Genomic DNA, 23,202 nt, shown 5'->3' on the forward strand with positions numbered 1-23,202 from the left:
TTGAAGTCAGTAGAAGGGGAAGATTGCAAAGCAAAATATCTTACGATAAGCGCTTGGCAATTAAAGCGCGACATCTTCTAGTGCGGTAAAAAAGATCCATCTTTTATTGATATCGGCAACATTATCGAATGGATTATAGCTATTTTACATGATATACGTAATAATTGCCTGTTCAGATTATGATAAACCAATTGCAAAAAGATGAATCTTAGTTAGCTCATTTGATAACAAAATGCGCTTGCCAAAGTAAGCGCTGAGGAGGAACTTATCAACGTGGACAATCGATTCAGTCAACCTACTCCTTCAGAGGCTACAATGCTCTCTACAGAACCTGCTCTTCCAGATCAACCAGTGACTTGGAAAGACTTTGTGACGTTAGCGAAGCCCGGGATTTTAAGATCTAATCTGATCGCTACATTTGGTGGGTTTTGGTTAGCGTCCGGCTGGAATGTCAATTATATTCATTTAATATGGACATTGCTGGGAACCATGTTAGTCATGGCATCTTCCTGTGTATTTAACAATTACTTTGATCGTGACCTCGATACCAAAATGACACGTACCCAAGATCGTGTACTAGCAACACGCCGCGTCTCGCCTCATATCGTGCTCTGGTATGCGATCATATTAGGCGTACTTGGAATGGCTGTACTGACATTATTTGTAGGATTACTGGCAGTAGCATTCGGTATACTTGGAATGTTTGTCTATGTGGTGATCTATACGTTGTGGTTAAAACGTTCATCCACATGGAGCACCTCACTTGGTGGTATATCAGGAGCAATGCCACCGGTTATTGGTTATGTAGCCGTTACACATCAAGTGGATCTAGGAGCATGGTTATTATTTGCAATGTTATTCTTATGGCAACCTCCTCATTTTTGGGCACTCGGGATTCGCCGTGTAGAAGAATATCGTGCCGCAGGATTTCCACTTTTACCTGTTGTCAAAGGTATTAAACGCACAAAGTATCAAATGCTTCCTTATATTGCACTGTTGATTCCTATCCCTATCTTGATGTATGTCTACAATTATACAGGTATTATTTTTATGATCGTCTCGCTTGTTTTATCAGTACTATGGTTCGGGATGGCAGTCGCAGGATTTAGAAAACAAGATAATGATAAATGGGCGAAAACGGCTTTTATTTTTTCCATTAATTATTTGACGATTAGCTTTATTATGATGATTATAGATACGGTTCATCACTCCTAAACATGTATTAAAATCATAAAAAAGAACACCACAAGAGGAGTATCTCTATGCGGTGTTCTTTTAATATAGGATGGGATAAATAATGTATTCTTCTAAGCCTGCTTTTTCTAATTGAGCCACTAGATATTCATCCGGTGTGCCTTCAACCCCTGCATAACCTCGCCGGGTATATATATGAACAGCATCCGGGAAAGTATCACGTAACACACCACGAATTTTTTTGCCTGCGGGGTCATTGTCCATAAATAAGTAAACTTCATCATGCCCGATTTGTTTGCGAAGTTTTTCTGATTTTAAGGCGTTAAGTGTTCCAAATGTGCATTCGATCTTTACATCTTCTTTTAACAATCGGCGTAATCGACTACGATCATTTTTACCTTCAACAATAATATACATCGTATCGTTCTCCTTCCATTTATTGTAATATATTCGAAGTGGATGTTATAAAAGTTATGATATCGGGCGTTTGCTGACATATCGTCTATACATCTTGTATAATGAACAAAGGTTATCAGGTAGGGTATGTATTATTACACAAATGGATTCATCATGAAAAATGAAAGTTGGAGGTTATATGTATGGATTGGCAAGTATGGGGCGAGTTTTTTAAACAAAATTGGCTAATCATTTTGGTTGCCTTAATTATACTCTTTCTCGTTATCAATCTGGTCAAAACGGTGATCAAATGGTTGATTGTTATTATTATTGCTGTAGCTTTATTTATCTACAGTGGGATTTCAATGGATCAAATTAAAGATACGGTATCTGGAGTAACGGAACAGACGATTTCAGCATTACAACAAGAAGCAACAGAAGTGATGAAAAAAGAAGCCGCTGATGCGAAGTTTGAAAAAAATCAAGATGGTAGCTATACGATTCGTACCACTAATCTTCAAGTGCTAGGAACGCCTGGCAAAAATACAGTGGGTGTTACTTTCCGTGGTGTGTCTTTAGGGGAATGGGATGTGAAGGGAACGATGAAATCTTTTATTGATGAAGCTAAATCGAACGCTGGCACATCAGGTAACCCTTCTTAAACCGTGTGATCAAAATGTAGGGGGACCTGTATGACATTCAATGAGCTGTCCACGTTTTTCGATAGCAGTCCAGTATCGGTTTTGATTTATGTGATTGTTTTATTTTCGATTATTCAGGGAATACGTCATGGAGCTGTACGTTCAGCAGGAAGATTATTTTCGTGGGCGGGTCGTACGTTATTAACAGTACTTGCACTTGTACTAGCCGCTCCGTTTGCTTTGTGGGCATCGCCTCATGTTCAAGCATGGGCGCAAAGTGTATCTTCGGTTACACCAGAAGGTGAATTGAAATGGTGGACTGAAATGTATTATTCAGCCATTTATTTAATTTCTGAATTTTCATTATTGCGTTTTATTGTGCTATTTGTACTGAGTTATGTAGTAGCTAGTATTGCTTTTTCATTGCTAACCGTATTGCTTTTACCTGAAAAATGGCGCAGAGGAACAATCGTGGTGAATGAGAAGCGTTCTTCATGGGTCAATCGTCTAGCAGGTGGAGGAATTGGGCTTTTGAATGGAGCGATTCGATCCGTAATAGTGATTTTAATTTTATTTATCGTGGTCAGCCTGTATCCAAGTACAACGGTCACTGCTTATGTAGAAGGTTCCTCTCTGTATCAAAAAAGTGTGTCTACTGTGATTAAGCCGTTAACCGGTTCGTTTGTAGCGGATACTTTACCTGTATTCACCAGTGCAGTGGAAAAAGAGCTGACCGGTATTTTTCAACGTAAATACGATGTCGTTGATCGCAGTATCCCATCTGATATCGAAGATGCGGCGGCAGCGATTGTAGCCAAAGAAACAAGTACAGAAAGTAAAGCTCGTCTGCTCTACGAATGGGTAGGATCTCGAGTAACTTATGACTATAGTAAAGTCGAAAATTATGAACAGCGTGGAATCTGGCATGAGCAGAATCCTGAAGAAACCTTTGCGACTCGTAAAGGGGTATGTATTGATTATGCCCGCTTATATGCGGTGATGGCTCGTTCTCAAGGGATAGATGTAAGAGTCGTCACAGGGCTTGGTTATAACGGACAAGGTGGTTATGGTCCGCATGCTTGGAATCAAGTGTATTTGCCAGATTCAGAGCAATGGGTTCCACTTGATCCAACATGGGCTTCAGCGGGTGATTGGTTTAATCCTCCCAAATTTGCAGAAACACATATCGAGCAAAGCGTGTTGTAAAAGAGCGAAAATATTCAACAGCAGGTTGTCTATGGTATGATAAAAAAAGTTCAAAAGTCGTCTCGTTTTATAGTTGATGTACAGAATGACAGGCCTCATGTAGTGCCGTAAGAGAAAGGGAAATGTTACAACATGAATAAATCGGGTATGGACGATCCGTCAAAGCGCGAGATTAAAAATCAGCGTCAGTTTTCGATTCGACTGAATGTATTTTTTTTCGCGACCTTTGTCATTTTTAGTGTGTTAATTGTTCGTCTGGCGGTCTTGCAGTTTGTTGAAGGTCCAACGTTGAAAGAAAAAGAAGCAAGTATTTCTAGTAAAAGTACCCCGATTCCACCGATCCGTGGCAATATTATGGATGCTTCCGGTGAAAAAATTGCTTATTCTACGTCGTCTCAGTCACTTTATTTTACATTGGAAAAAAATTATTCTTTAGCTAAAAATAAAGATGAATTGTACGGCATCGTAAGCAAACTCAAAAAAGTATTCAATCAATATGGAAGTAAAGATGAAACAATGACAGCGGATCAGATTATTGAAGCGATGGATATTACATATCGCAAAAATTTCGGTTACACTCCGCGCCGTGTCAAAAAAGATTTAACCAATGAAGAGATTGCTTATTTCCTTGAACATAAAGATCAATTTCCAGGGATTGAGATTGTAGAAGAAAGTGTTCGACATTATGATACGGATCGTGTCGCTGTGCAGACCGTCGGCTACTTGTCTTCTTTTGCCGGTGTACGTAATACGATGGATCATTATAAAAACAAAGCGAGATTAGAAGATGCTCAAGAAAAATATCTAGATACAGAGTTTGTCGGTGTCGATGGTATTGAGTATGCGTATCAAGATGATCTACGCGGTAAAAATGGTCTTAAAACAACCCCTGTTAATGCAATGAATATTGCAAGCGGGCGTACTGAATTGACTGCTCCTGAAAAAGGGAACAACGTCTGGATGACGATTGATAAAAATGTACAAAAAACAACGCAACAAGCGATTACCGATCAATTGTCGTTTCTTCATTCCTACCGTAGCGGTTCATCCTATGCGCCTAATGCACAAACAGGATATGCAGTAGCGATGGAAGTCGATACAGGAAATATTGTCGCTATGGCAAGTATGCCTGATTATGATTCTAATGTATGGGAAAGTATGACAGACGATAAATATAAAGACATTCAGCATTATTATGCGAACGGAGCGATTCGTGAAGTGTATCGTGAAGGGCATGCTTCTTCAATGGTGTTGATGGGTTCTGTTATTAAGCCTTTGAGTGTTCTAGTAGGTCTTAAAGAAGGATTGTTTACACCTTATAGTGGTTATCAAGATATTGGATTTGCACAGTTTGGTAAAGCAGGATACGAGACCAAAGTACGTAATTCCAGTAATCATGTATATGGCTATTTAACTCCTTCTACAGCGATCGAACATTCATCAAATGCTTTTATGGTCGATATGGTCGGCAAAAAGTTATACACCAAATACGGTGGCGAATCGATCAATGTCTGGGATAAATATATGAAAGAATTCGGTCTGGGTGTTTCTACGAAAAGTGGGCTTCCTTACGAGAGTGATGGTTCAGGGGAGTATATGAATCTTAAAGCCGCTGGTAGTGCGCAAGCCGCAATGGCATATGCTTCTTTCGGACAACAAGGAAAATATACGACTTTGCAATTAGCACAGTATGTAGCGACCTTAGCCAACAAAGGGACACGTCTTAAACCTCAATTGGTAAGCAAAATTACAGATTCAGAAGGTAATATTGTACAGAAAACCAAAGCACAAGTAGTTAATCAAATTGATTTCCCTGATTCTTACTGGTCTGCGATCAAGTCAGGAATGAAGAGTAAAGTATCTGGATTTGATGGATTCCCGTACGACTATGCTCGTAAAACAGGTACATCTCAGCAATCAGTATATGGTCATCTTGTGGATAATGGTGTATTTATAGCTTATGCTCCACGAGATAATCCGAAATTGGCTGTTGCCGTAGTGATTCCAGAAGGTGGATTCGGTGCGCAAAGTGCGGCTCCAGTAGCTCGTAAAATCTTTGATGCTTATGATCAAGAATATGGCTTAGATGGTATTCCGAAAAAAGTATCTGAAGCAAAAACAACAGATCAAACCGCAGCTACAAGTAATAATTAATTGTAAAAGTAGATGTGTATGTTCCAAATATGTGTCAGCAGGTTCCTTTCGATAAGGAACCTGCTTTTTTGTTATCTTTTTGTAGTCTACATAGCGCTTACATATGTTAAAATGAAGAAAGAACAACATTATATGGAACAAAATACATAGGAGGTTCAACAACCCGAATGAAAAAGTGGAATGAACAATCATCAGAGGACCTCGAAGTCAGTCACCGTAAGCAATTTTCGGTGCGTTTGAATATATTCTTTTTTTCTGTATTTGTTATTTTTAGCGTGCTTATTGTACGTTTGGCTATTTTACAATTTGTAGAAGGTCCAACGTTGAAAGAAAAAGAAGCCTATGTTGCCAACGATATCACTCCGATTGTACCGACCCGTGGGAATATTTATGATGCTACAGGAACCAAAGTTGCTTATTCCCTTTCGATGCAATCGTTATATTTTACATTGAGTAAAGATTATCGCTTGGATAAAAATAAACCAGAATTATACCAAATTATTGGTGACCTCAAGCGTGTATTTAATAAATACGGTGATCCTGATCGTAAAATGACAGCCGCAGAAATTGAAAAAGAAATGGATATTAAATATATTAAAAACTATGGCTTTACACCGCGTCGAATCAAAAAAGATTTGAGTAACAGCGAGATTGCTTATTTTCTTGAACATAAAGATCAATTCCAAGGGATTGAAGTTAGAGAAGAAAGTGTGCGTGAGTACAGTAAAGATCAGTTAGCTGTACAGACGGTAGGTTATTTGAAAGCCTTTTATGGTGTGAAAACTTCAATGAATAAATATATAAATCGTGCTCGACTATCAGATGAGGAATCTCGTTATATTGATACCGAACTAGTCGGTGTCGATGGTCTTGAATATACGTATCAAGACGAACTTCGTGGAAAAAATGGTGTGAAGAAAACGCCAATCAATGCGTTAAATCGTGTGAATGGACGTGCTACTTTAACACCACCAGTTAAAGGGAACAATCTCTGGATGACGATTGATAAAAATCTACAGTTGGTTGCTCAACAAGCAATCACTGATCAGCTTTCATACTTGCATTCTTATAGTAGTGGTAATGCTTATGCACCTAATGCTCAAACGGGTTATGCAGTAGCGATGGAAGTCGAAACAGGCAATGTAGTGGCTATCGCAAGTATGCCAGATTACGATTCCAATATCTGGGGAAATGCACCTAGTCAAGACCAAATCAACGAGATCCTATCTCGCTCTGCTAATGGTACGATTCGAGAAGTATACCGGGGTAAAGGAGCTTCATCTATGGTCTTGATGGGTTCTGTTATTAAGCCTTTAAGTGTATTGATCGGAATGGAAGAAGGACTATTTACGCCGTATGCAGGATACTCTGACCGCGGATATGCTGAATTTGGTAAAGCAGGTCATGAGACTCGTGTACGTAATGCATTAGGTGAAGTTCTAGGCTATTTAACACCGACTGAAGGGATTCGAAAATCCTCCAATGCTTTTATGGTCGATATGGTCGGCAAGCGTTTGTATAACAAATATGGTGCCGAATCCGTCAACGTCTGGGACAAATACATGAAAGAATTTGGTCTAGGTGTAACTACAGGAAGCGGACTTCCTTACGAGAATGAAGGTCGGGGAGAGTATCTAAATCTTGAAGCCGCAGGTAGTGCGCAGGCAGCGATGGCTTATGCTTCTTTTGGACAGCAAGGTCGTTATACTACCTTACAACTAGCACAGTATGCAACAACACTAGCTAATCGTGGTAAACGCCTCAAACCTCAATTTGTAAGTAAAATTACAGATGCTCAAGGAAATCTAGTGAAAAAGATCGAGCCTGAAGTATTAAATACTGTAAACTTTCCAGACGAATATTGGAATACTGTTATTCAAGGGATGAGAAGTAAAGTACCTGTATTTGAAAATTATCGTTATGATGTAGCACGTAAAACAGGTACATCCCAGCAATCTATCTATGGTAAATTAGTCGATAACGGTGTATTTATTTCTTTTGCTCCTCGTAATAATCCGAAGTTAGCTATTGCTGTAATGATTCCTGAAGGTGGCTTTGGTTCTCGAAGTGCAGCTCCAGTCGCCAAAAAAATATTTGATGCGTATGATCAATACTATGGTTTGGATGGAGTCCCTAAAGGTAAAGCTGTAACTGAAGAAACAACAACAGAATAAACACAATTGATAAAAGGTGGATATCTATGAATTTGAACAAAAGTCCTGCTCATGAAAATGAGCAGGAAAAACACCGTAAACAGTTCGCTATTCGACTCAATATTTTCTTCTTTATAACGTTTGCTGTATTTTCAGTGATTGTTGTTAGATTAGCTATTATTCAATTTGTTGAAGGGCCAGAATTACGTAAAGTAGCAGAAGGCGATATTGTTAAAGAAGTCCCTCTTTTACCGACACGAGGAACGATTTACGATTCAAGTATGCATCCGATTGCTTATTCAGAACCTACGCAGTCTTTATATTTGACCCTAGATAAAGATTATAATCGAGCAGATCGTATTCAAGAAGCGAAGCAGTTAGCAAGAAAGTTACAGAAGATATTTGATCAATATGGCGATCCAAATACTAAGAAGTTAACAACAGTCGATATTTTTAAAGCGATGGATACTACATATGCTAAAGGAAATGGCTACACACCTCGACGTATCAAAACAGGATTATCTGATAAAGAAATTGCCTATTTTTTAGAGCGTAGAGATGAATTCGAAGGCATAGAAATTGTAGAAGAAAATATACGACATTATGATACAGATACGGTTGCTGTTCAGACGGTAGGATATTTGCGTCCTTTCGTATCTTCTATGAGTCGAAATAAATATAAAAATATTCAACGCAATTCAAGTGAAGATCCAGCTATGAAATATTCGGCTATCGAAAATGTAGGATTTGATGGATTAGAACTGTTATATCAAGATGAATTAAGAGGAAAAAGTGGTTATCGTAGAGTGCCAATCAATCCTAAAAATATGGCTTCTGGACCGACAGAGCTGATTCCACCTGTCAAAGGATCGGATCTTGTACTAACGATCAACAAAGAGATACAAGTAGCGACGGAGAAAGCAATCACAGAGCATACGGCTAAAATACGCTATTCAGGCACACGCGGAGTTAGTGCTCCTAATGCTGTAACAGGGTATGCAGTAGCAATGGAAATAGATACAGGTAAAGTGGTTACTATGGCAAGTATGCCTGATTATGATAGTAATATTTGGAGTAAAGATACACGTACTGAAAGTGAATGGAAAAATATAGAGCCTTACTATATGAATGGCGCTATTCGTTCGGTGAATCGTCCGGGTGGTGGAGATCATCCTTCTTCGGTTGTCTTGCTAGGTTCAACGATGAAACCTTTATCTGTATTGCTCGGTTTAAATGAACATCTATTTACAAGATATGATTATTATAATGATCGTGGTGTGACTACACTTGGTAAAGAAGGATATGGTACTAAAGTAAGAAATGCGAGTAGTCATGCTTATGGAATGCTTAATCCGGTTGACGCTATTTCTCATTCATCGAATACCTTTATGGTGGATATGGTTGGTAAACGGTTATATCAGAAGTATGAAGGTAAACCTGGTGTAGATGTATGGGATAAATATATGGAGCAATTTGGATTAGGAGTATCTACAGAAAGTGGACTTGCCGCAGAATATATAGGATACAAAGAGTATATACATGAAATGGAATCAGGAAGTGCTCAATCTGCTCTAGCATATGCTTCTTTTGGACAACAAGGGAAATATACAACTCTACAACTAGCACAATATACAACGATGTTAGCGAATCGTGGAGAACGTTTGAAGCCACAATTTGTGAATGAGATTCGTAATGCAGATGGACAAGTAACCAAGAAATTTAAAAAAGAAGTACTGAATAAAGTAGATTTTCCTTCAGAGTATTGGGATGCTGTACAACAAGGAATGCAAAGTAAAGTGGATGCGTTCAAAGGATTCCCTTATGATTATCGTCGCAAAACAGGAACTTCACAACAGCGGATGGCTACAGGTAAAACGATTGAAAATGCTGTCTTTATCGCGTATGCTCCAGCACAAAATCCTAAACTAGCTGTGGCTGTTGTTGTACCTGAAGGTGGATATGGTGCTCAAGGTGCCGCTCCAATTGCACGTCAGATTTTTGAAGCCTATGATCAGAAATATGGATTAGATGGTGTACCCAAAAAGAAACCCGCTACTGAAAATAGTGCAGAGTAATATACAGTAAATGATTAAATAAATGAGTCTAAATATAACATTAAGCAAGGGGGAAAATAGCCTCTTGCTTTTTTTTGCCTTCTACTTTAAAATTTGCACTAGGGAAACATTATTTCCTAATATAAAAATATAGTCATATGAGAAAAATAATTGCTTCAATGTAATATTTAAAGTGTAGATTATTGGTATATAGAAACAGACTATTTTGAAAGTACAGGAGGATCATATATGTCGATTCATCGTTCCAAATCAACATGGGCAAAAGCATATCTTATTAATAAACATAACCGTAAATCCGCAACATCGTCTCCGTTATATCAACGCATGCTGTATAGCATTAGTATCGCTGTGATTGTTCTTATTCTTAGTGGATGTACAACTATTCAAGGGGCAACCGACGAATCGCCTTCGTTTGCAGAAGGGGGAGCATTACGAATAACAGCAACTACCGGTATGATTGCTGATGCCGCTCAGGAAGTCGGTGGGGAGCATGTATCCGTTGTAGGATTAATGGGACCTGGTGTTGATCCGCATATGTATAAAGCTTCGCAAGGAGATATTCGTAAGTTAGACGATGCGGATCTAGTGTTGTATAACGGACTGCATTTGGAAGGTAGTATGACCAAGATTATGGAGAAAATGAGCAAATCTCGCCATGTGGTGGCTGTAGCTGAAAATATTGATCCTAACAAGCTTCGTTACAGTGAAGATGGAGCAACCGAATATGATCCTCATATCTGGTTCGATGTGAGTCTTTGGGTGAATGTGACTCAGACGATTGAAGCGGCATTGATTGAAGCTGATCCTGCACACGCAGCAGATTATCGCCAAAATGCTTCTGTTTATATAGCAAAGCTGAATACGTTACATCAAGAAGTACAGAGTAAAATAACGAGCATTCCAGAGTCGGGTCGAGTGTTGATTACAGCTCATGATGCTTTTGGATACTATGGTGATGCTTATAATATTGAAGTTAAAGGGTTACAAGGGATCAGCACAGCCGCAGAATACGGTTCTAAAGACGTAAGTGATCTACGGAATGAATTAGTCGAGCGGGGAATCAAAGCGGTATTTGTAGAGTCTAGTGTGCCTTCCAGATCGATGGAAGCTATTATCGCAGGTGCTCGGTCAATGGGACACACGGTTCGTATTGGTGGAGAATTGTTCTCGGATGCTATGGGTGAAGCAGGAACAACCGAAGGAACGTATATCGGAATGGTACGTCACAATACAGATACGATTGTAGAAGCGCTGAAATAATAAATGATTGCATACACTTGTTCATCATACATTATACAAGGAGGTTTATTTATGACCCATTTATCTCTATCTGATCCTATAGCCGTTACAGACAACAACGCGATGGCTATGCCTCTGCAAGTAACAGGGCTGACTGTAGCCTATCATAAAAAACCAGTTGTACAGGACGTATCATTCACTTTAGCTCCTGGAAGACTGATTGGATTAATCGGCCCGAATGGTGCAGGGAAATCCACTTTACTTAAAGCTTCACTTGGATTAGTCCCTTCGATCGCAGGGGATGTCAAAGTCTATGGAAAAACCTATCAACAACACCGTAAAAAAATAGGGTATGTGCCACAGCGAGAATCAGTAGATTGGGATTTCCCTACGAATGCTTTAGACGTGGTATTAATGGGCACCTATGGACGATTAGGCTGGTTCCGTCGCCCTGGCAAACATGAACATGAAACAGCGATGGAATGTCTACGCAAAGTAGGGATGGCAGATTATGCACAACGGCAGATTAGCCAATTGTCTGGTGGACAACAACAACGTATTTTTTTAGCTAGAGCGTTAGCGCAACAAGCTCAATTGTATTTGATGGATGAACCTTTTGCAGGGGTCGATGCGACGACAGAGAAAGCCATTATTTCATTGCTTGAACAACTCAAAGCAGAAGGTAAAACAGTTCTGGTCGTTCATCATGATCTTTCTACCGTAGAAGCGTATTTTGATGATGTATTACTGCTAAATCGTACACTGATTGGTGTAGGGGCAGTCAAAGATATATTTAATGCTGACATGTTACAGCAGACATATGGTGGCAAAATGGCGGTGTTACAAGGTAAAGAAGGCATTGTACTTGCAGGGAAATAAGCACTTATAGTGCCAAGTGCTGGGGGTGAGGAGAGTATATGTGGAATACGATAGGGGCTTTGATACTTGATCCGAATGTACGCTGGATTATTGTCGGTTGTATGTTACTCGGATTAAGTAGTGGAGTGATTGGTTCGTTTATGGTTTTGCGGAAGCAAAGTTTGATAGGAGATGCACTGGCTCATGCGGCATTACCGGGGATTTGTATTGCTTTTATGTTGAGTGGTGTCAAATCAACAGGTGGATTTTTTATTGGAGCTTTAGTTGCAGGGGTACTCGCGACCTTTGGGATTCGATGGATTACACAATATTCACGAATCAAACAAGATGCGGCAATGGGCATTATTTTATCTTTCTTTTTCGGAGTAGGCGTATTGTTACTGACTCATATTCAACATAGCGGAGACGGTGGACAAAGTGGGTTAGACAAGTACCTATTTGGACAAGCGGCTTCTATGATGCAAAGTGATGTCTATGTTCTTGCCGGTATTAGCCTATTGATGATTGTTATCTGTGTGGCTTTATTCCGATTATTTAAACTAATCAGTTTTGATCCTGGATTTGCCAAAGGTATGGGCTTGCCTGTCGCCTTTTTGGAGCAACTTCTTCTACTATTGACGGTTATTATTGTGGTTGCAGGAATTCAAGCAGTAGGCGTAGTATTGATGTCTGCGTTGTTGATTACACCTGCTATTGCAGCACGTTTCTGGACAGATCGTCTGCATATTATGGTGATGGTATCCGGTATATTCGGAGCGTTAAGTGGTCTAATCGGAACATTGTGGAGTGGAATGGTGTCTCAATTGCCAACAGGTCCAGTGACAGTACTTGCGGCTACTGTATTTTTTGCAATCTCGGCACTATGTGCTCCGCGTCGTGGATGGTTAGCCAAGTTATGGTCGCGTAAGCAGACCAAAGAGCAGTGGCAGCGTCAAGGAGGAATAAGCCATGAGTAGTGATTTTTGGATTATTTTAACGGCTTGTCTGATGTCAGCCGCTTGTGGATTACTGGGTTGTTTTCTTATTTTGCGCAAAATGGCACTGATTGGGGACGCGATTAGTCATGCCGTATTACCCGGCATTGCGATTGCTTTTCTACTGAGTGGCACACGAGATTCGTTAGCGATGATGATTGGAGCAACTGCTCTCGGATTGCTTGCTGTATTTCTAATTCAATGGTTACAAAATTCAGGTATTCAATCGGATGCGTCAATCGGCATTATTTTTACAGCATTATTTGCGATTGGCGTTATTATTATCAGTCTCAATGCCCGTAATATTGATCTGGATCTTGACTGTGTATTGTTCGGCGAGATTGCTTATGTACAGTGGGATACGTGGACAGCGAACGGGATAGATATGGGACCACGTTCGGTCTGGATGTTAGGATCGGCATTGTTGATTATATTACTGTTACTTGCATTATTTTATAAACAATTCAAAATTTCAGCATTTGATCCAGCGATGGCAGTAGCTTGTGGGATTCCAGTGATGTTATTCCATTATTTATTAATGGGAATGGTGTCGATGACTTCGGTGGCTTCTTTTGAAAGTGTAGGAGCTATTCTAGTGGTCGGTATGTTGATTATTCCAGCATCTACTGCTTACTTGTTAACAGATCGTCTAGGCAGAATGCTAATGTATAGTGTACTAACAGGAGTCGTTAGTTCTATTATTGGTTATTATACAGCATATATACTTAATGCTTCGATTGCAGGCAGTATTGTTACAGTAGCAGGTATATTGTTTGGAATTGCTTTTGTATTTTCTCCAAAGCATGGTGTATTGATTCGCCGTCTGCGTCAACGCCGTTCTCAAGGAACAGCAATCGCTGAATAAGAATCCTACCAGAAAAGTATAAATATAGACTTTCTAACCATCTTGTCTTTGTTGAAAGTGAAACAACATGATAGGTCTACACATGAATGTAAACCATTTGCAAAACATCCTGTAATCTTGCAGGGTGTTTTGATTATTTTTCACATGTAATTTACAAAAGCTTTTGTGACCGATGTAACATCTATGATAAAATGAGCCTGTTATCGCAATAAGCTCACTGACTGGCTACAGTAGATTCAATAAACACCACTATAGAAATAGGAACAGGAAAGGAACGATACGACAAGATGACGACACGTAAATATAAGTTATTAGCTTTAGATATGGATGGAACATTATTAAACGATAATCATGAGATTACCCTCGAAACGATTAAATGGATTAATAAAGCGATGGATGAGGGTATTCATGTGTGTTTGTCTACAGGACGTGCAGCTCATAGTGCAATGCCTTATGCCGAGCAATTAGGCTTAGATACTCCTATGGTCACTGTAAATGGTAGTGAGGTCTGGAAAGCTCCTCATGAGCTACATCGACGTACACTGGTTGATCCTGATCTCATTCGTCAAATGTACGAATTGGCAATCGAAAAAGATGTCTGGTTCTGGGCATATACAGTGAACGGTTTACACAATCGTGATAACTGGCTAGAAGAAGGTACAGACCTTACAAGTATTGAATGGCTCAAATTTGGCTATAATACCGAAAATGATGAATTGCGTTACCAGATTCTTATGGCATTACAAGATATGGGTGGACTTGAGATTTCCAATTCGTCTCCACATAATCTAGAGATCAATCCACTCGGAATTAACAAAGCAGCAGGCATTAACGAAGTATGCCAGTTGCTTAATATTGATATGTCTGAAGTGGTTGCTGTAGGCGATAGCTTAAACGATCTCGCTGTCATTCAAGCTGTTGGATTAGGTGTAGCGATGGGTAATGCTCAAGAACCTGTGAAAGAATCGGCAGATTTGGTTGTAGGCTCTAATAATGATGATGGAATTGTTGAAGTCATTCGCGATTATATTCTGATCTAAAAAAAGTTGCAACGGATCAGGCTCTCTTCGAGTATATAGGTATAGAAAGATTACTGGAAGGAGTGAACCACACCGATGGAAATTCTCGGTTGGAGTTTAGTCATTATTTTATTTTTAGTCGGGATCGCAGGAGCGGTTTATCCTGTATTACCTGGCGCATTAGCTATTTATTTCGGATTTTTTGTGTACGGATGGTTTTTCTCATTCGCTGAATATAATGTCTGGTTCTGGATTATTCAGACGTTAATTGTGATTGTGCTGTTTGTAGCCGATTACGTCGTAGGTGCTTATGGAACCAAAAAGTTTGGAGGAACCAAGCTCACCGTCATTTTATCAACGATTGGATTGATTGTTGGACCGTTTGTTATTCCTGCTTTTGGTCTGATTTTGGGTCCATTGATCGGTGCAATTCTCGGTGAGTTGATTTCAGGTAAAGATTTTCAGCAATCGCTTAAAGCTGCATGGGGCACGATGCTTGGATTATTCACCAGCATGGTTGTGAAGATTATTTTACAAGTAGCGATGATCGTTATCTTCTTTCTCTGGATTTTTGTATTTTAAAAAAATAACCCGCATTGCTTAGATGACTATAGGTTGTCTATAATAGAGGTTGTTGAAAAAGCCCAAGACCGGAAGGCCTTTCAGCCTTCCGGTTTTTTGGTATGGTTGAGATCGGGCGTGAGAAAAGGGGAGCCGTTTTGTCTAAAACAGAGTCATTTGTCAGAGGAACCGTGATTTTGGCCGTTGCTGCTTTGATTGCAAGGGTGATAGGTCTGGTACAACGTGTACCATTAGAGCATATGTTAGGCTTTACAGGAAATGCTTCATTTACAGTTGCTAACAATCTATATTTGATGTTACTTGCTGTAGCCACAGCAGGGATTCCTAGTACACTGAGTAAAATGGTATCTGAGCGTTATGCGTTAGGTAGACCGGCAGAAGCGCAACGTATTTACTTTGCCGCTTTGTTATTTGCAGGTGTGATCGGTGTTATTATGACAATTGGGTTGTATGCGTTAGCACCATTTTTTGCAATTTATAACTCGAAAGTACCTGAAGCGGTTATCTCTATTCGAGCGATTGCACCATCATTATTATTATTCCCGATGATTGCGATGATGCGCGGTTATTTTCAAGGACGTAACTTGATGATTGCAGGCGGTATTTCTCAGATTATTGAGCAAATTGCACGCGTATTTACAGCCATTTTGTTAGCTTATGTTATTTTGCATCTGGGTTATAGCGGTGTCGAAGCTTCAGCAGGAGCTTCATTTGGTAGTGTACTCGGTAGTATCGGTGCATTTACCGTGATGTTATACTATGCGTTCAAAATGCGTAAGCAAGATAAGTTAGAGGGATTGGATGCGAAGTCAGACACAACGCATGCTGTGATTCCTTTGCGACAAATTTATAGTGATATTTTCAAATTATCAATTCCGATTGTTATATCGTCTCTGACGATTCCAGCTGTGTATTATATTGATAGTACACTTGTTAAGCCGTTATTGATGGGCGAAATTGGAGATAAGATGGCGACAAGAGTACTGGCTATTCTCGGTTCAAGAGCACAAAGTGTTGCCGGAATCCCACCGATTCTAGCGATTGCACTGAGTCAATCACTGATTCCGATTATCTCGGCTGCTTTTGCCAGTAACAAAATGGAACATTTGAAAAATCAGATCACTTTAGCATTAAGGATTTCAATATTAACGGGTATACCGATTGTATTGATTTTTAGTACTTCTGCATATTCGTTAAATGGATTGTTATTTAGTAGTAAAGATGGAGCAGGCATTATTGCTGCTTTGACGCTGGGAACAATTTTCCAGATTACGATGATGACAACCAATTCAATGTTAATAGGTATTAATAAAGCGAATCAATCGATGGTACATGTGTTAATCGGAATTGTCGTGAAATTGATTGTTAGTTTTGCATTAGCACCATTTATTGGTATTTACGGCATTATTTTAGGTACTTCGTTATGTTTTATTACGATCACATGGATGAATATGCGTTCGCTTCAAAAGATCGTTACGTTCTCTATTTTGGGCAATCGTTGGATCGGCTTCTTGATTACCGTAGTAGTGCTTGGCGGAATCGGTCTATTACTTAACCAAGTAGGTATTTTATTAACAGGTTATATGAATGATCGAGTTGCATTTTTTATCGGTTGTTGTATGGTAGGAATAGCGATACTATTGGTATATCCAGTCATGCTTGTTTTACTAAGAGTGGTTAAAGCCAATGAATTGGATTCATACCCTAAAGTATTACGAAAAGTTTTCCGTCCATTAATGCGTCTACAAAAGAATTAGGAGGAATATCATTATGCAAATGATTAATAGCAAAGAAGATTTTATAACTGTCACTCATTCTTCTCAATTAACTGTCGCTGTATTTAAAGCAGACTGGTGTGGAGATTGCCGATATATTGATCCATTTATGCCTGAAGTAGAAAGTAAATATGCGGATCGTCTAACGCTTGTTGAAGTGGATGTAGAAGCAACAGGTGATGTGAGCCAAGAACAGAATATCCTTGGTATCCCTAGCTTTGTCGCGTATGCGAATGGCAAAGAATTAGTCCGTTTCGTTAACAAAGCACGCAAATCTCGTGAGGAAATTGAACAATTTCTAGATCGTGCTGTCGCTGTGTATGAGACATTGGCTACAACAGCAGCAGAATAAAAAGATTTTGTTGAAATAGAAATATATAATAACTATATGTTGCTATAAGTACATCTATATTTATAAGTAAAGACGTACAAAGATATGCTTTGAACAGCTATCGTTGTACGTCTTTTTATTTTGACTGTATATTGATTTTTAGTGCGAACTGGTTTATAAATTATGTCAATATTTGCTTACCTGACTTTTCATTTGTTACGATACATTCAGGAGGTGGATATCATGTCAAAAAAAGGAATGATTATTACCAGTTTTTTAATAGTAATTGTTATTGTTGGAGTAGCCGCTGTTTATTTAGGTTTACATGGCAATCCTTTTACAAAAAAAGAAGCAGGACAAAAAATTGAAGCTTATTTAGTTTATGATAAAGGATACAACATTGAAAAAGTTGAAGGTACATATTCATTTACATCATCCAATGCGCCTTATGGTGCTAATGTAGTTTTTAAAGATGAACCTAACACCACATATTCTTATGCTATTTTTAAAGATGGGCATATTGCTCAAGAAGGATATAGTGGAAATACTTCCAAGCATCTCATCAAGTAAAATAACATGAATAGTCTATAATTCTATCTTAGATAGAACACATTATATCTATAAAAGTTAGTTACATAGTATTGTGTAGATATTGATCATTTTTTGTCACAAAGGATGCGGTAGTAATTACTGGTGATTCGTTATAATAGATAGTGACTATAAACAATGTCACTATTATAAAATAGCGGGTGATTCTCTAAATGGCAAGAAAGTTCAGAATAACAACTACACATCTAAAATGGTTGAGCTTTGTCACCTGTGTTGTTATGTTTTTAGCAACAATGGGGGGACTTGTAGTAACGAAATCAGGTTCAGGGCTCGGTTGCGGAACAGAATGGCCGCTATGTCATGGCAAATTTGTACCAGCGTATACGATTTCTTCACTTATCGAGTATTCGCATCGGGCAATTAGTGCTTTAGCGGGCTTAACAGCATTATTTTCTTTTATCGGATTTATCTTTTTTAATAAGCATCGTGAGCTTAAAGTATATGCATCATTAACATTACTATTTGTGTTAGTTCAAGCAGTAATGGGCGCATTGGCTGTTGTATTCTCACAATCTGCTCCTATTATGGCGCTCCACTTTGGATTTGCGATGATTGCTTTTGCAAGTTCGTCGATGATGGCACTTGGAGCAAGACGGATGGATCAGCAAAAAGGAGATTTACCGATTCCTGATGAACCACCGGTGAGTAAAGGGATGCGTAATCTGACGTGGTTTGCTACGATCTATACGTATATGGTAGTGTATACAGGTGCTTTTGTAACTCATACCGATTCTAGAGGTGGTTGTTCAGGAGTACTACTGTGTAACGGTTCAATCTTACCGGAATTATCCGGTGGGGTAGCTGTAGCCTTTTTCCATCGTGTAGCAGCATATAGTCTGTTAATCGTAATTGCGGTTCTAGCACACTATGCTTACCGTCGTCATCCGTATAATCCGGGTATTCGTAAGTTAGGTGTAACAGCTATCGTCTTTATCATTATGCAGATTCTAAGCGGAATGTTGAATATTGTAACGATGAAAGTACCTGAATGGTATTTCTTCTCCAGTATGTTGCATACGCTATTGATTCAGATTTTGTTCGGTGTGTTATGTTATATGAGTGTACGAGTATGGCAATTAAGTCGTGGTACACGTGGTAAAATAGGACAGGATCTATAAAAGCAACACTATTAATATGCTTCTGGATACTTTAAAATCAATACTGATTGTGTATAACGACTTTATTAAATAATAAAAGATTTCTAATTTCCTTAGGAAATGTTTATTTTTGCTTTGACAAAGCGTGTGAAGTTCAATATACTGAGAAAAGATTTTCATTTTCATTCGAATTTTTCATATTTTCTTATCGAGAGTGGTGGAGGGACTGGCCCGATGAAACCCGGCAACCGATTTTAGAAAATGGATTGCAGTGAATGTAGCAATCTACTTTCTAAAATGTCATGGTGCTAATTCCTTCAAAATGGCATGTGCAGTCAATGCAATGTGATTTTGGCAGATGAGAAGGAAGTATCTCTAATAATAGAGAACCCTTTTCTGCGAAAGGGTTCTTTTTTTGTATAAAGAAGAGAGAAGCGAATACCGACATATATTATAATGAAAATATATCCGACTTATTCGATGGTTTATATATGATTAATGTAATATCGCTTGAGGAATGAAGAGATAGAAGGAAGGAGCACCCATCTGTGATTGAGTTAAAAAATATAACTAAAACGTATGGCAAAGGTAAAAATCTAAGTCCTGCGTTAAGCGGTATCGATTTGAAGATCGAAAAAGGTGAGATTTTCGGTGTGATTGGACATTCGGGTGCAGGTAAAAGTACGTTAATCCGATGTATCAACTTACTCGAACGTCCCACTTCCGGTGAAGTATGGATCGATGGCGTTGATATGACCAAGCTTAACAAAGCACGGTTGCAAGTGAGACGACGTAAAATAGGAATGATTTTTCAGCATTTCAATCTATTATCTTCGGCAACGGTGTATGAGAATATCGCTTTTCCTTTACGCTTGGTCAAAACACCAGAACGTAAAATTAAAGAAAAAGTGAAAGAATTATTAGCTCTGGTTGGACTTGAGAATCATGCAAATAAATATCCTGCGCAATTATCTGGCGGACAGAAACAACGTGTAGGAATTGCCCGTTCACTAGCAAGTGACCCTGATGTATTACTTTGTGATGAAGCTACTTCGGCACTTGATCCTCAGACCACCAATTCGATTCTCAAATTGTTAGTTGATATCAATGAGCGCTTTAATTTAACAATCATTTTGATTACACATGAAATGCATGTGATTCAGAGCATCTGCGATAAAGTAGCTGTTATTCATCGTGGTGGGATTGTAGAACAGGGTCCTGTCACTGACGTTTTTTTGAAGCCACAGCATGAAGTGACACGTGATTTTATTTTAAATGAATCCAACAATGCTGAACTATTGAACACGTCTTGGACAGCACCAAATGTTCCCAATTCTTTAACTGTTAAAGTTTCATTTTTAGGTGACAAAACGTATCAATCGATTCTTTCGCAAACGGTACGTCATACAGGTGTCGATTTTGCTATTTTGCAAGGAACGATTTCAACATTAAAAAATGTACCTTATGGACAACTGATTGTTCGCTTTGAAGGAACAGAAGGAGACATTAAGCGTACACTCGATGGATTGACTGCTGAAGGTCTGGATGTGGAGGTGATCAACTGATGGGTGAATTGGATTTTTCACAAATCGATTGGAATGAATTCGGTACAGCAACGCTAGATACACTCAAAATGGTAGGTGCTTCCGGGTTATTTACTTTAATTTTAGGATTGCCTCTAGGTATATTACTATTTATTACAGGACGTTCTACGGTAGCATGGGTACGTTATTTCTATGCGGTGATTGCATTTATCGTTAATATTTTGCGCTCGGTTCCGTTTATCATTTTGATCGTAGCCATATTACCATTAACGCAAATTCTAGTAGGTACAACAATCGGAGTACTGGGAACGATTCCACCGTTAGTCATTGCCGCTGCCCCGTTTTTTGCCAGATTGGTGGAGACAGCACTGCGCGAAGTGGATCGTGGTGTGATTGAAGCAGCCAATGCTATGGGAGCTTCTCTCTGGCAGATCGTCACACGTGTACTTGTACGCGAAGCTATGCCAGGACTACTTGCCGGATTGACAGTGACTGTTGTTGCTCTAGTATCAAATACAGCGATGGCAGGAATGATTGGTGCTGGAGGACTCGGAACACTTGCGATCAACTATGGTTATTATCGCTATGATACGGCGATTATGTTAGTGGCTGTAGTCATCATGGTCATTATTGTTCAGATTCTACAAATGCTTGGCGATCGTCTAGTGGTTCATTTCTCTAGAAGATAAATATAGATAAAGAATCGTCTATATGTGGTAATTCTGCTGAATATTCAGGTGGTCAGATCGACAACAATAAGATGTTCAGCATATCAATAGCATGAATTAAAATACCAAACCAATAAAGGGGTAGAGAAGATGAAAAAATGGACTCTAATTGTACTAAGTATTATGTTGGTAGCTATTATATCGGCTTGTGGTAATAAAGCCGCTGATAACACAGCAGCTACAGGAACCACTGAAGGTGGAGCAGAGGCAGTGACATTGAAAGTCGGTGCTACAGCTGTACCTCATGCTGAAATCTTAAAGCATATTCAACCTGCACTTGCTAAAGAAGGCGTTAATTTACAAGTTGTTGAATTTACAGATTATATCCAACCTAACGTTCAATTGAACGGTAAACAACTAGATGCTAACTATTTTCAAACATTGCCTTACCTTGAAGAACAAAATAAATCACGTGGTATGACACTTAAAGCAGTACAACCTGTACACATCGAACCTTTTGGTGCCTATTCTACAAAGTATAAATCTATCGATGAATTGCCAGATGGCGCAAATATCGCTATTCCTAACGAAGTATCCAATGGAGCACGTGCTTTGATTTTGCTTGCGAACAACGGATTGATTGAATTGAAAGACAAAACAAACATCACTTCTTCTGTCAAAGATATCACATCGAATCCAAAAAACTTTAAATTCACACCGATGGATGCAGCTTTTATCACTCGACAATTGGGTCAAGTAGACTTGGGTATGATCAACATGAACTATGTATTAGAAGCTAAAATCGATCCTAAAACAGCATTGTTGACAGAAACAAGTAGCGCACCTTATGCCAACTACTTGGTAACTCGTGAAGATAACCAAAACGATGCAGCTATCGAAAAATTGAAAAAAGCTTTAACATCTGATGATACAAAAAAATTCATTGAAGATACGTACAACGGTGCTGTTATTCCAGCATTTTAAGTCCATATCCTCACTGAAAGTATACAGAAAGAGCTTAACTTCACTCCAGAAGTTAGGCTCTTTTTTTTTTGCGTTTTTAGAAATGTATATTTATTGTAAAAAAATAACTTATATCGTATCTCCATGATCGTCTACGCTCTCCGTATCATGAACTAAAGATGTAGATATCGCACGAGTCACTTCCACAAGTTGTGATGGAGAAAGCTCTACTTGCATGCCTATTTTGCCTGCACTAACGATCATTGTTTCAAGTGACATAGCATCTTGATCGATAAAGGTAGGATACAATTTCTTCATACCTATCGGAGAACAGCCTCCTCGAATATAACCTGTCCATTTCTGCAACTCATTCACAGGCAATAACTCTAATTTCTTTTCTCCAGCTGCTTTGGCTGCCTTTTTAAGATCTAATTCAGCGCCAACCGGAATAACAAAAATAAATAAGTTATCTTTACTTTGAGTCACTAAGGTTTTAAACACCATTTCAGGTGGCTTATTGATTTTGACGGCAACCGCATTACCGTGAATTTTGCCGTCTTTATTATCATATTCAATAATGGTGTATGGAATATGGGCTTTGTCTAAAATGCGCATCGCATTGGTCTTACTTGTATTCATTCAAATACCCCCTACTTCATAAGCTGAATACTACTATTATAAACGATCTTTTGAGATTTCGTAGAGTGTGTCAAAGCTTGATGTACTGAACCTTTTGACATCTATAGGTTAGGGTCTGTACACTATATAAGAATGGGTATCATCCAAAAGCTATGATTCCAACGTATACCATTATAAAAGATCATAACAATCGAAAAGA

21 protein-coding genes and 1 riboswitch are annotated in these 23,202 nt (G+C 38.9%); of the genes, 19 read left to right on the forward strand and 2 right to left on the reverse strand.

Going from position 1 to position 23,202, the window contains the following annotated elements; translation table 11 throughout:
• Window positions 1-273 precede the first annotated feature (273 nt).
• Complete coding sequence (gene cyoE, locus PTI45_RS03705; protein WP_425415565.1) at window positions 274-1,215, forward strand: heme o synthase; 942 nt, start codon at window positions 274-276, stop codon at window positions 1,213-1,215.
• Window positions 1,216-1,275: 60 nt separating this feature from the next.
• Here the strand turns inward: cyoE and PTI45_RS03710 are convergent, their stop codons facing one another.
• Complete coding sequence (locus tag PTI45_RS03710) at window positions 1,276-1,611, reverse strand: toprim domain-containing protein (RefSeq protein ID WP_069326198.1); 336 nt, start codon at window positions 1,609-1,611, stop codon at window positions 1,276-1,278.
• Between the two features lie 182 nt (window positions 1,612-1,793).
• On the opposite strand from PTI45_RS03710, the gene PTI45_RS03715 reads away from it, so the two are divergent.
• The 18 genes from PTI45_RS03715 to PTI45_RS03800 all read left to right on the forward strand — a co-directional run bounded on the left by PTI45_RS03715 (window position 1,794) and on the right by PTI45_RS03800 (window position 22,385).
• Window positions 1,794-2,252 carry an ATPase gene (locus tag PTI45_RS03715; protein WP_069326199.1) on the forward strand — a complete coding sequence of 153 codons (459 nt, stop codon included), beginning with the start codon at window positions 1,794-1,796 and terminating at the stop codon, window positions 2,250-2,252.
• 30 nt (window positions 2,253-2,282) lie between these two features.
• Window positions 2,283-3,437, forward strand: coding sequence for a transglutaminase domain-containing protein (locus PTI45_RS03720; protein ID WP_069326200.1), 1,155 nt, complete (start codon window positions 2,283-2,285; stop codon window positions 3,435-3,437).
• A 132-nt stretch (window positions 3,438-3,569) separates the two neighbouring features.
• Entirely contained in the window at window positions 3,570-5,591 is a 2,022-nt protein-coding gene (locus PTI45_RS03725; RefSeq protein WP_069326201.1) for a peptidoglycan D,D-transpeptidase FtsI family protein, read from the forward strand.
• A 167-nt stretch (window positions 5,592-5,758) separates the two neighbouring features.
• Window positions 5,759-7,765, forward strand: coding sequence for a peptidoglycan D,D-transpeptidase FtsI family protein (locus PTI45_RS03730; protein ID WP_069326202.1), 2,007 nt, complete (start codon window positions 5,759-5,761; stop codon window positions 7,763-7,765).
• Window positions 7,766-7,791: 26 nt separating this feature from the next.
• On the forward strand, window positions 7,792-9,819 hold the full coding sequence (locus PTI45_RS03735; protein ID WP_069326203.1) for a peptidoglycan D,D-transpeptidase FtsI family protein: 2,028 nt from the start codon (window positions 7,792-7,794) through the stop codon (window positions 9,817-9,819).
• A 228-nt stretch (window positions 9,820-10,047) separates the two neighbouring features.
• On the forward strand, window positions 10,048-11,079 hold the full coding sequence (locus tag PTI45_RS03740) for a metal ABC transporter solute-binding protein, Zn/Mn family (RefSeq protein ID WP_245703412.1): 1,032 nt from the start codon (window positions 10,048-10,050) through the stop codon (window positions 11,077-11,079).
• Window positions 11,080-11,130: 51 nt separating this feature from the next.
• Window positions 11,131-11,937 carry a metal ABC transporter ATP-binding protein gene (locus PTI45_RS03745; protein WP_083243326.1) on the forward strand — a complete coding sequence of 269 codons (807 nt, stop codon included), beginning with the start codon at window positions 11,131-11,133 and terminating at the stop codon, window positions 11,935-11,937.
• 38 nt (window positions 11,938-11,975) lie between these two features.
• Window positions 11,976-12,893, forward strand: a complete 918-nt coding sequence (locus tag PTI45_RS03750) for a metal ABC transporter permease (protein WP_069326204.1) — start codon at window positions 11,976-11,978, stop codon at window positions 12,891-12,893.
• A complete protein-coding gene (locus PTI45_RS03755; protein ID WP_069326205.1) occupies window positions 12,886-13,776 on the forward strand; it encodes a metal ABC transporter permease in 891 nt (296 codons plus the stop codon). Before PTI45_RS03750 ends, PTI45_RS03755 begins: the two co-directional genes overlap by 8 nt.
• 287 nt (window positions 13,777-14,063) lie before the next feature.
• Window positions 14,064-14,816, forward strand: coding sequence for a Cof-type HAD-IIB family hydrolase (locus PTI45_RS03760; protein ID WP_069326206.1), 753 nt, complete (start codon window positions 14,064-14,066; stop codon window positions 14,814-14,816).
• Window positions 14,817-14,891: 75 nt separating this feature from the next.
• Window positions 14,892-15,377: a DUF456 domain-containing protein gene (locus PTI45_RS03765; protein ID WP_069326207.1), complete on the forward strand. Its 486-nt coding sequence runs from the start codon at window positions 14,892-14,894 to the stop codon at window positions 15,375-15,377.
• Window positions 15,378-15,514: 137 nt separating this feature from the next.
• Window positions 15,515-17,134, forward strand: coding sequence for a putative polysaccharide biosynthesis protein (locus tag PTI45_RS03770; protein ID WP_069326208.1), 1,620 nt, complete (start codon window positions 15,515-15,517; stop codon window positions 17,132-17,134).
• A gap of 13 nt (window positions 17,135-17,147) precedes the next feature.
• On the forward strand, window positions 17,148-17,504 hold the full coding sequence (locus PTI45_RS03775) for a thioredoxin family protein (protein ID WP_069326209.1): 357 nt from the start codon (window positions 17,148-17,150) through the stop codon (window positions 17,502-17,504).
• Between the two features lie 222 nt (window positions 17,505-17,726).
• Window positions 17,727-18,053 (forward strand): DUF3139 domain-containing protein, encoded by a 327-nt coding sequence (locus PTI45_RS03780; RefSeq protein WP_069326210.1) that lies wholly within the window; start codon window positions 17,727-17,729, stop codon window positions 18,051-18,053.
• Window positions 18,054-18,244: 191 nt separating this feature from the next.
• On the forward strand, window positions 18,245-19,210 hold the full coding sequence (locus PTI45_RS03785; protein WP_069326211.1) for a COX15/CtaA family protein: 966 nt from the start codon (window positions 18,245-18,247) through the stop codon (window positions 19,208-19,210).
• Between the two features lie 181 nt (window positions 19,211-19,391).
• A riboswitch (SAM riboswitch) is annotated at window positions 19,392-19,554 on the forward strand.
• A gap of 183 nt (window positions 19,555-19,737) precedes the next feature.
• Window positions 19,738-20,754, forward strand: a complete 1,017-nt coding sequence (locus PTI45_RS03790) for a methionine ABC transporter ATP-binding protein (RefSeq protein WP_069326212.1) — start codon at window positions 19,738-19,740, stop codon at window positions 20,752-20,754.
• Window positions 20,754-21,422, forward strand: coding sequence for a methionine ABC transporter permease (locus PTI45_RS03795; RefSeq protein WP_069326213.1), 669 nt, complete (start codon window positions 20,754-20,756; stop codon window positions 21,420-21,422). Before PTI45_RS03790 ends, PTI45_RS03795 begins: the two co-directional genes overlap by 1 nt.
• Window positions 21,423-21,551: 129 nt before the next feature.
• Window positions 21,552-22,385 carry a MetQ/NlpA family ABC transporter substrate-binding protein gene (locus PTI45_RS03800; protein WP_069326214.1) on the forward strand — a complete coding sequence of 278 codons (834 nt, stop codon included), beginning with the start codon at window positions 21,552-21,554 and terminating at the stop codon, window positions 22,383-22,385.
• 108 nt (window positions 22,386-22,493) lie between these two features.
• On the opposite strand, the gene ybaK is transcribed toward PTI45_RS03800, so the two are convergent.
• Entirely contained in the window at window positions 22,494-23,003 is a 510-nt protein-coding gene (ybaK, locus tag PTI45_RS03805; RefSeq protein ID WP_069326215.1) for a Cys-tRNA(Pro) deacylase, read from the reverse strand.
• Between the last annotated feature and the right edge of the window lie 199 nt (window positions 23,004-23,202).

It is taken from the genome of Paenibacillus nuruki (genome assembly GCF_001721045.1).
Lineage (GTDB): Bacteria > Bacillota > Bacilli > Paenibacillales > Paenibacillaceae > Saccharibacillus > Saccharibacillus nuruki.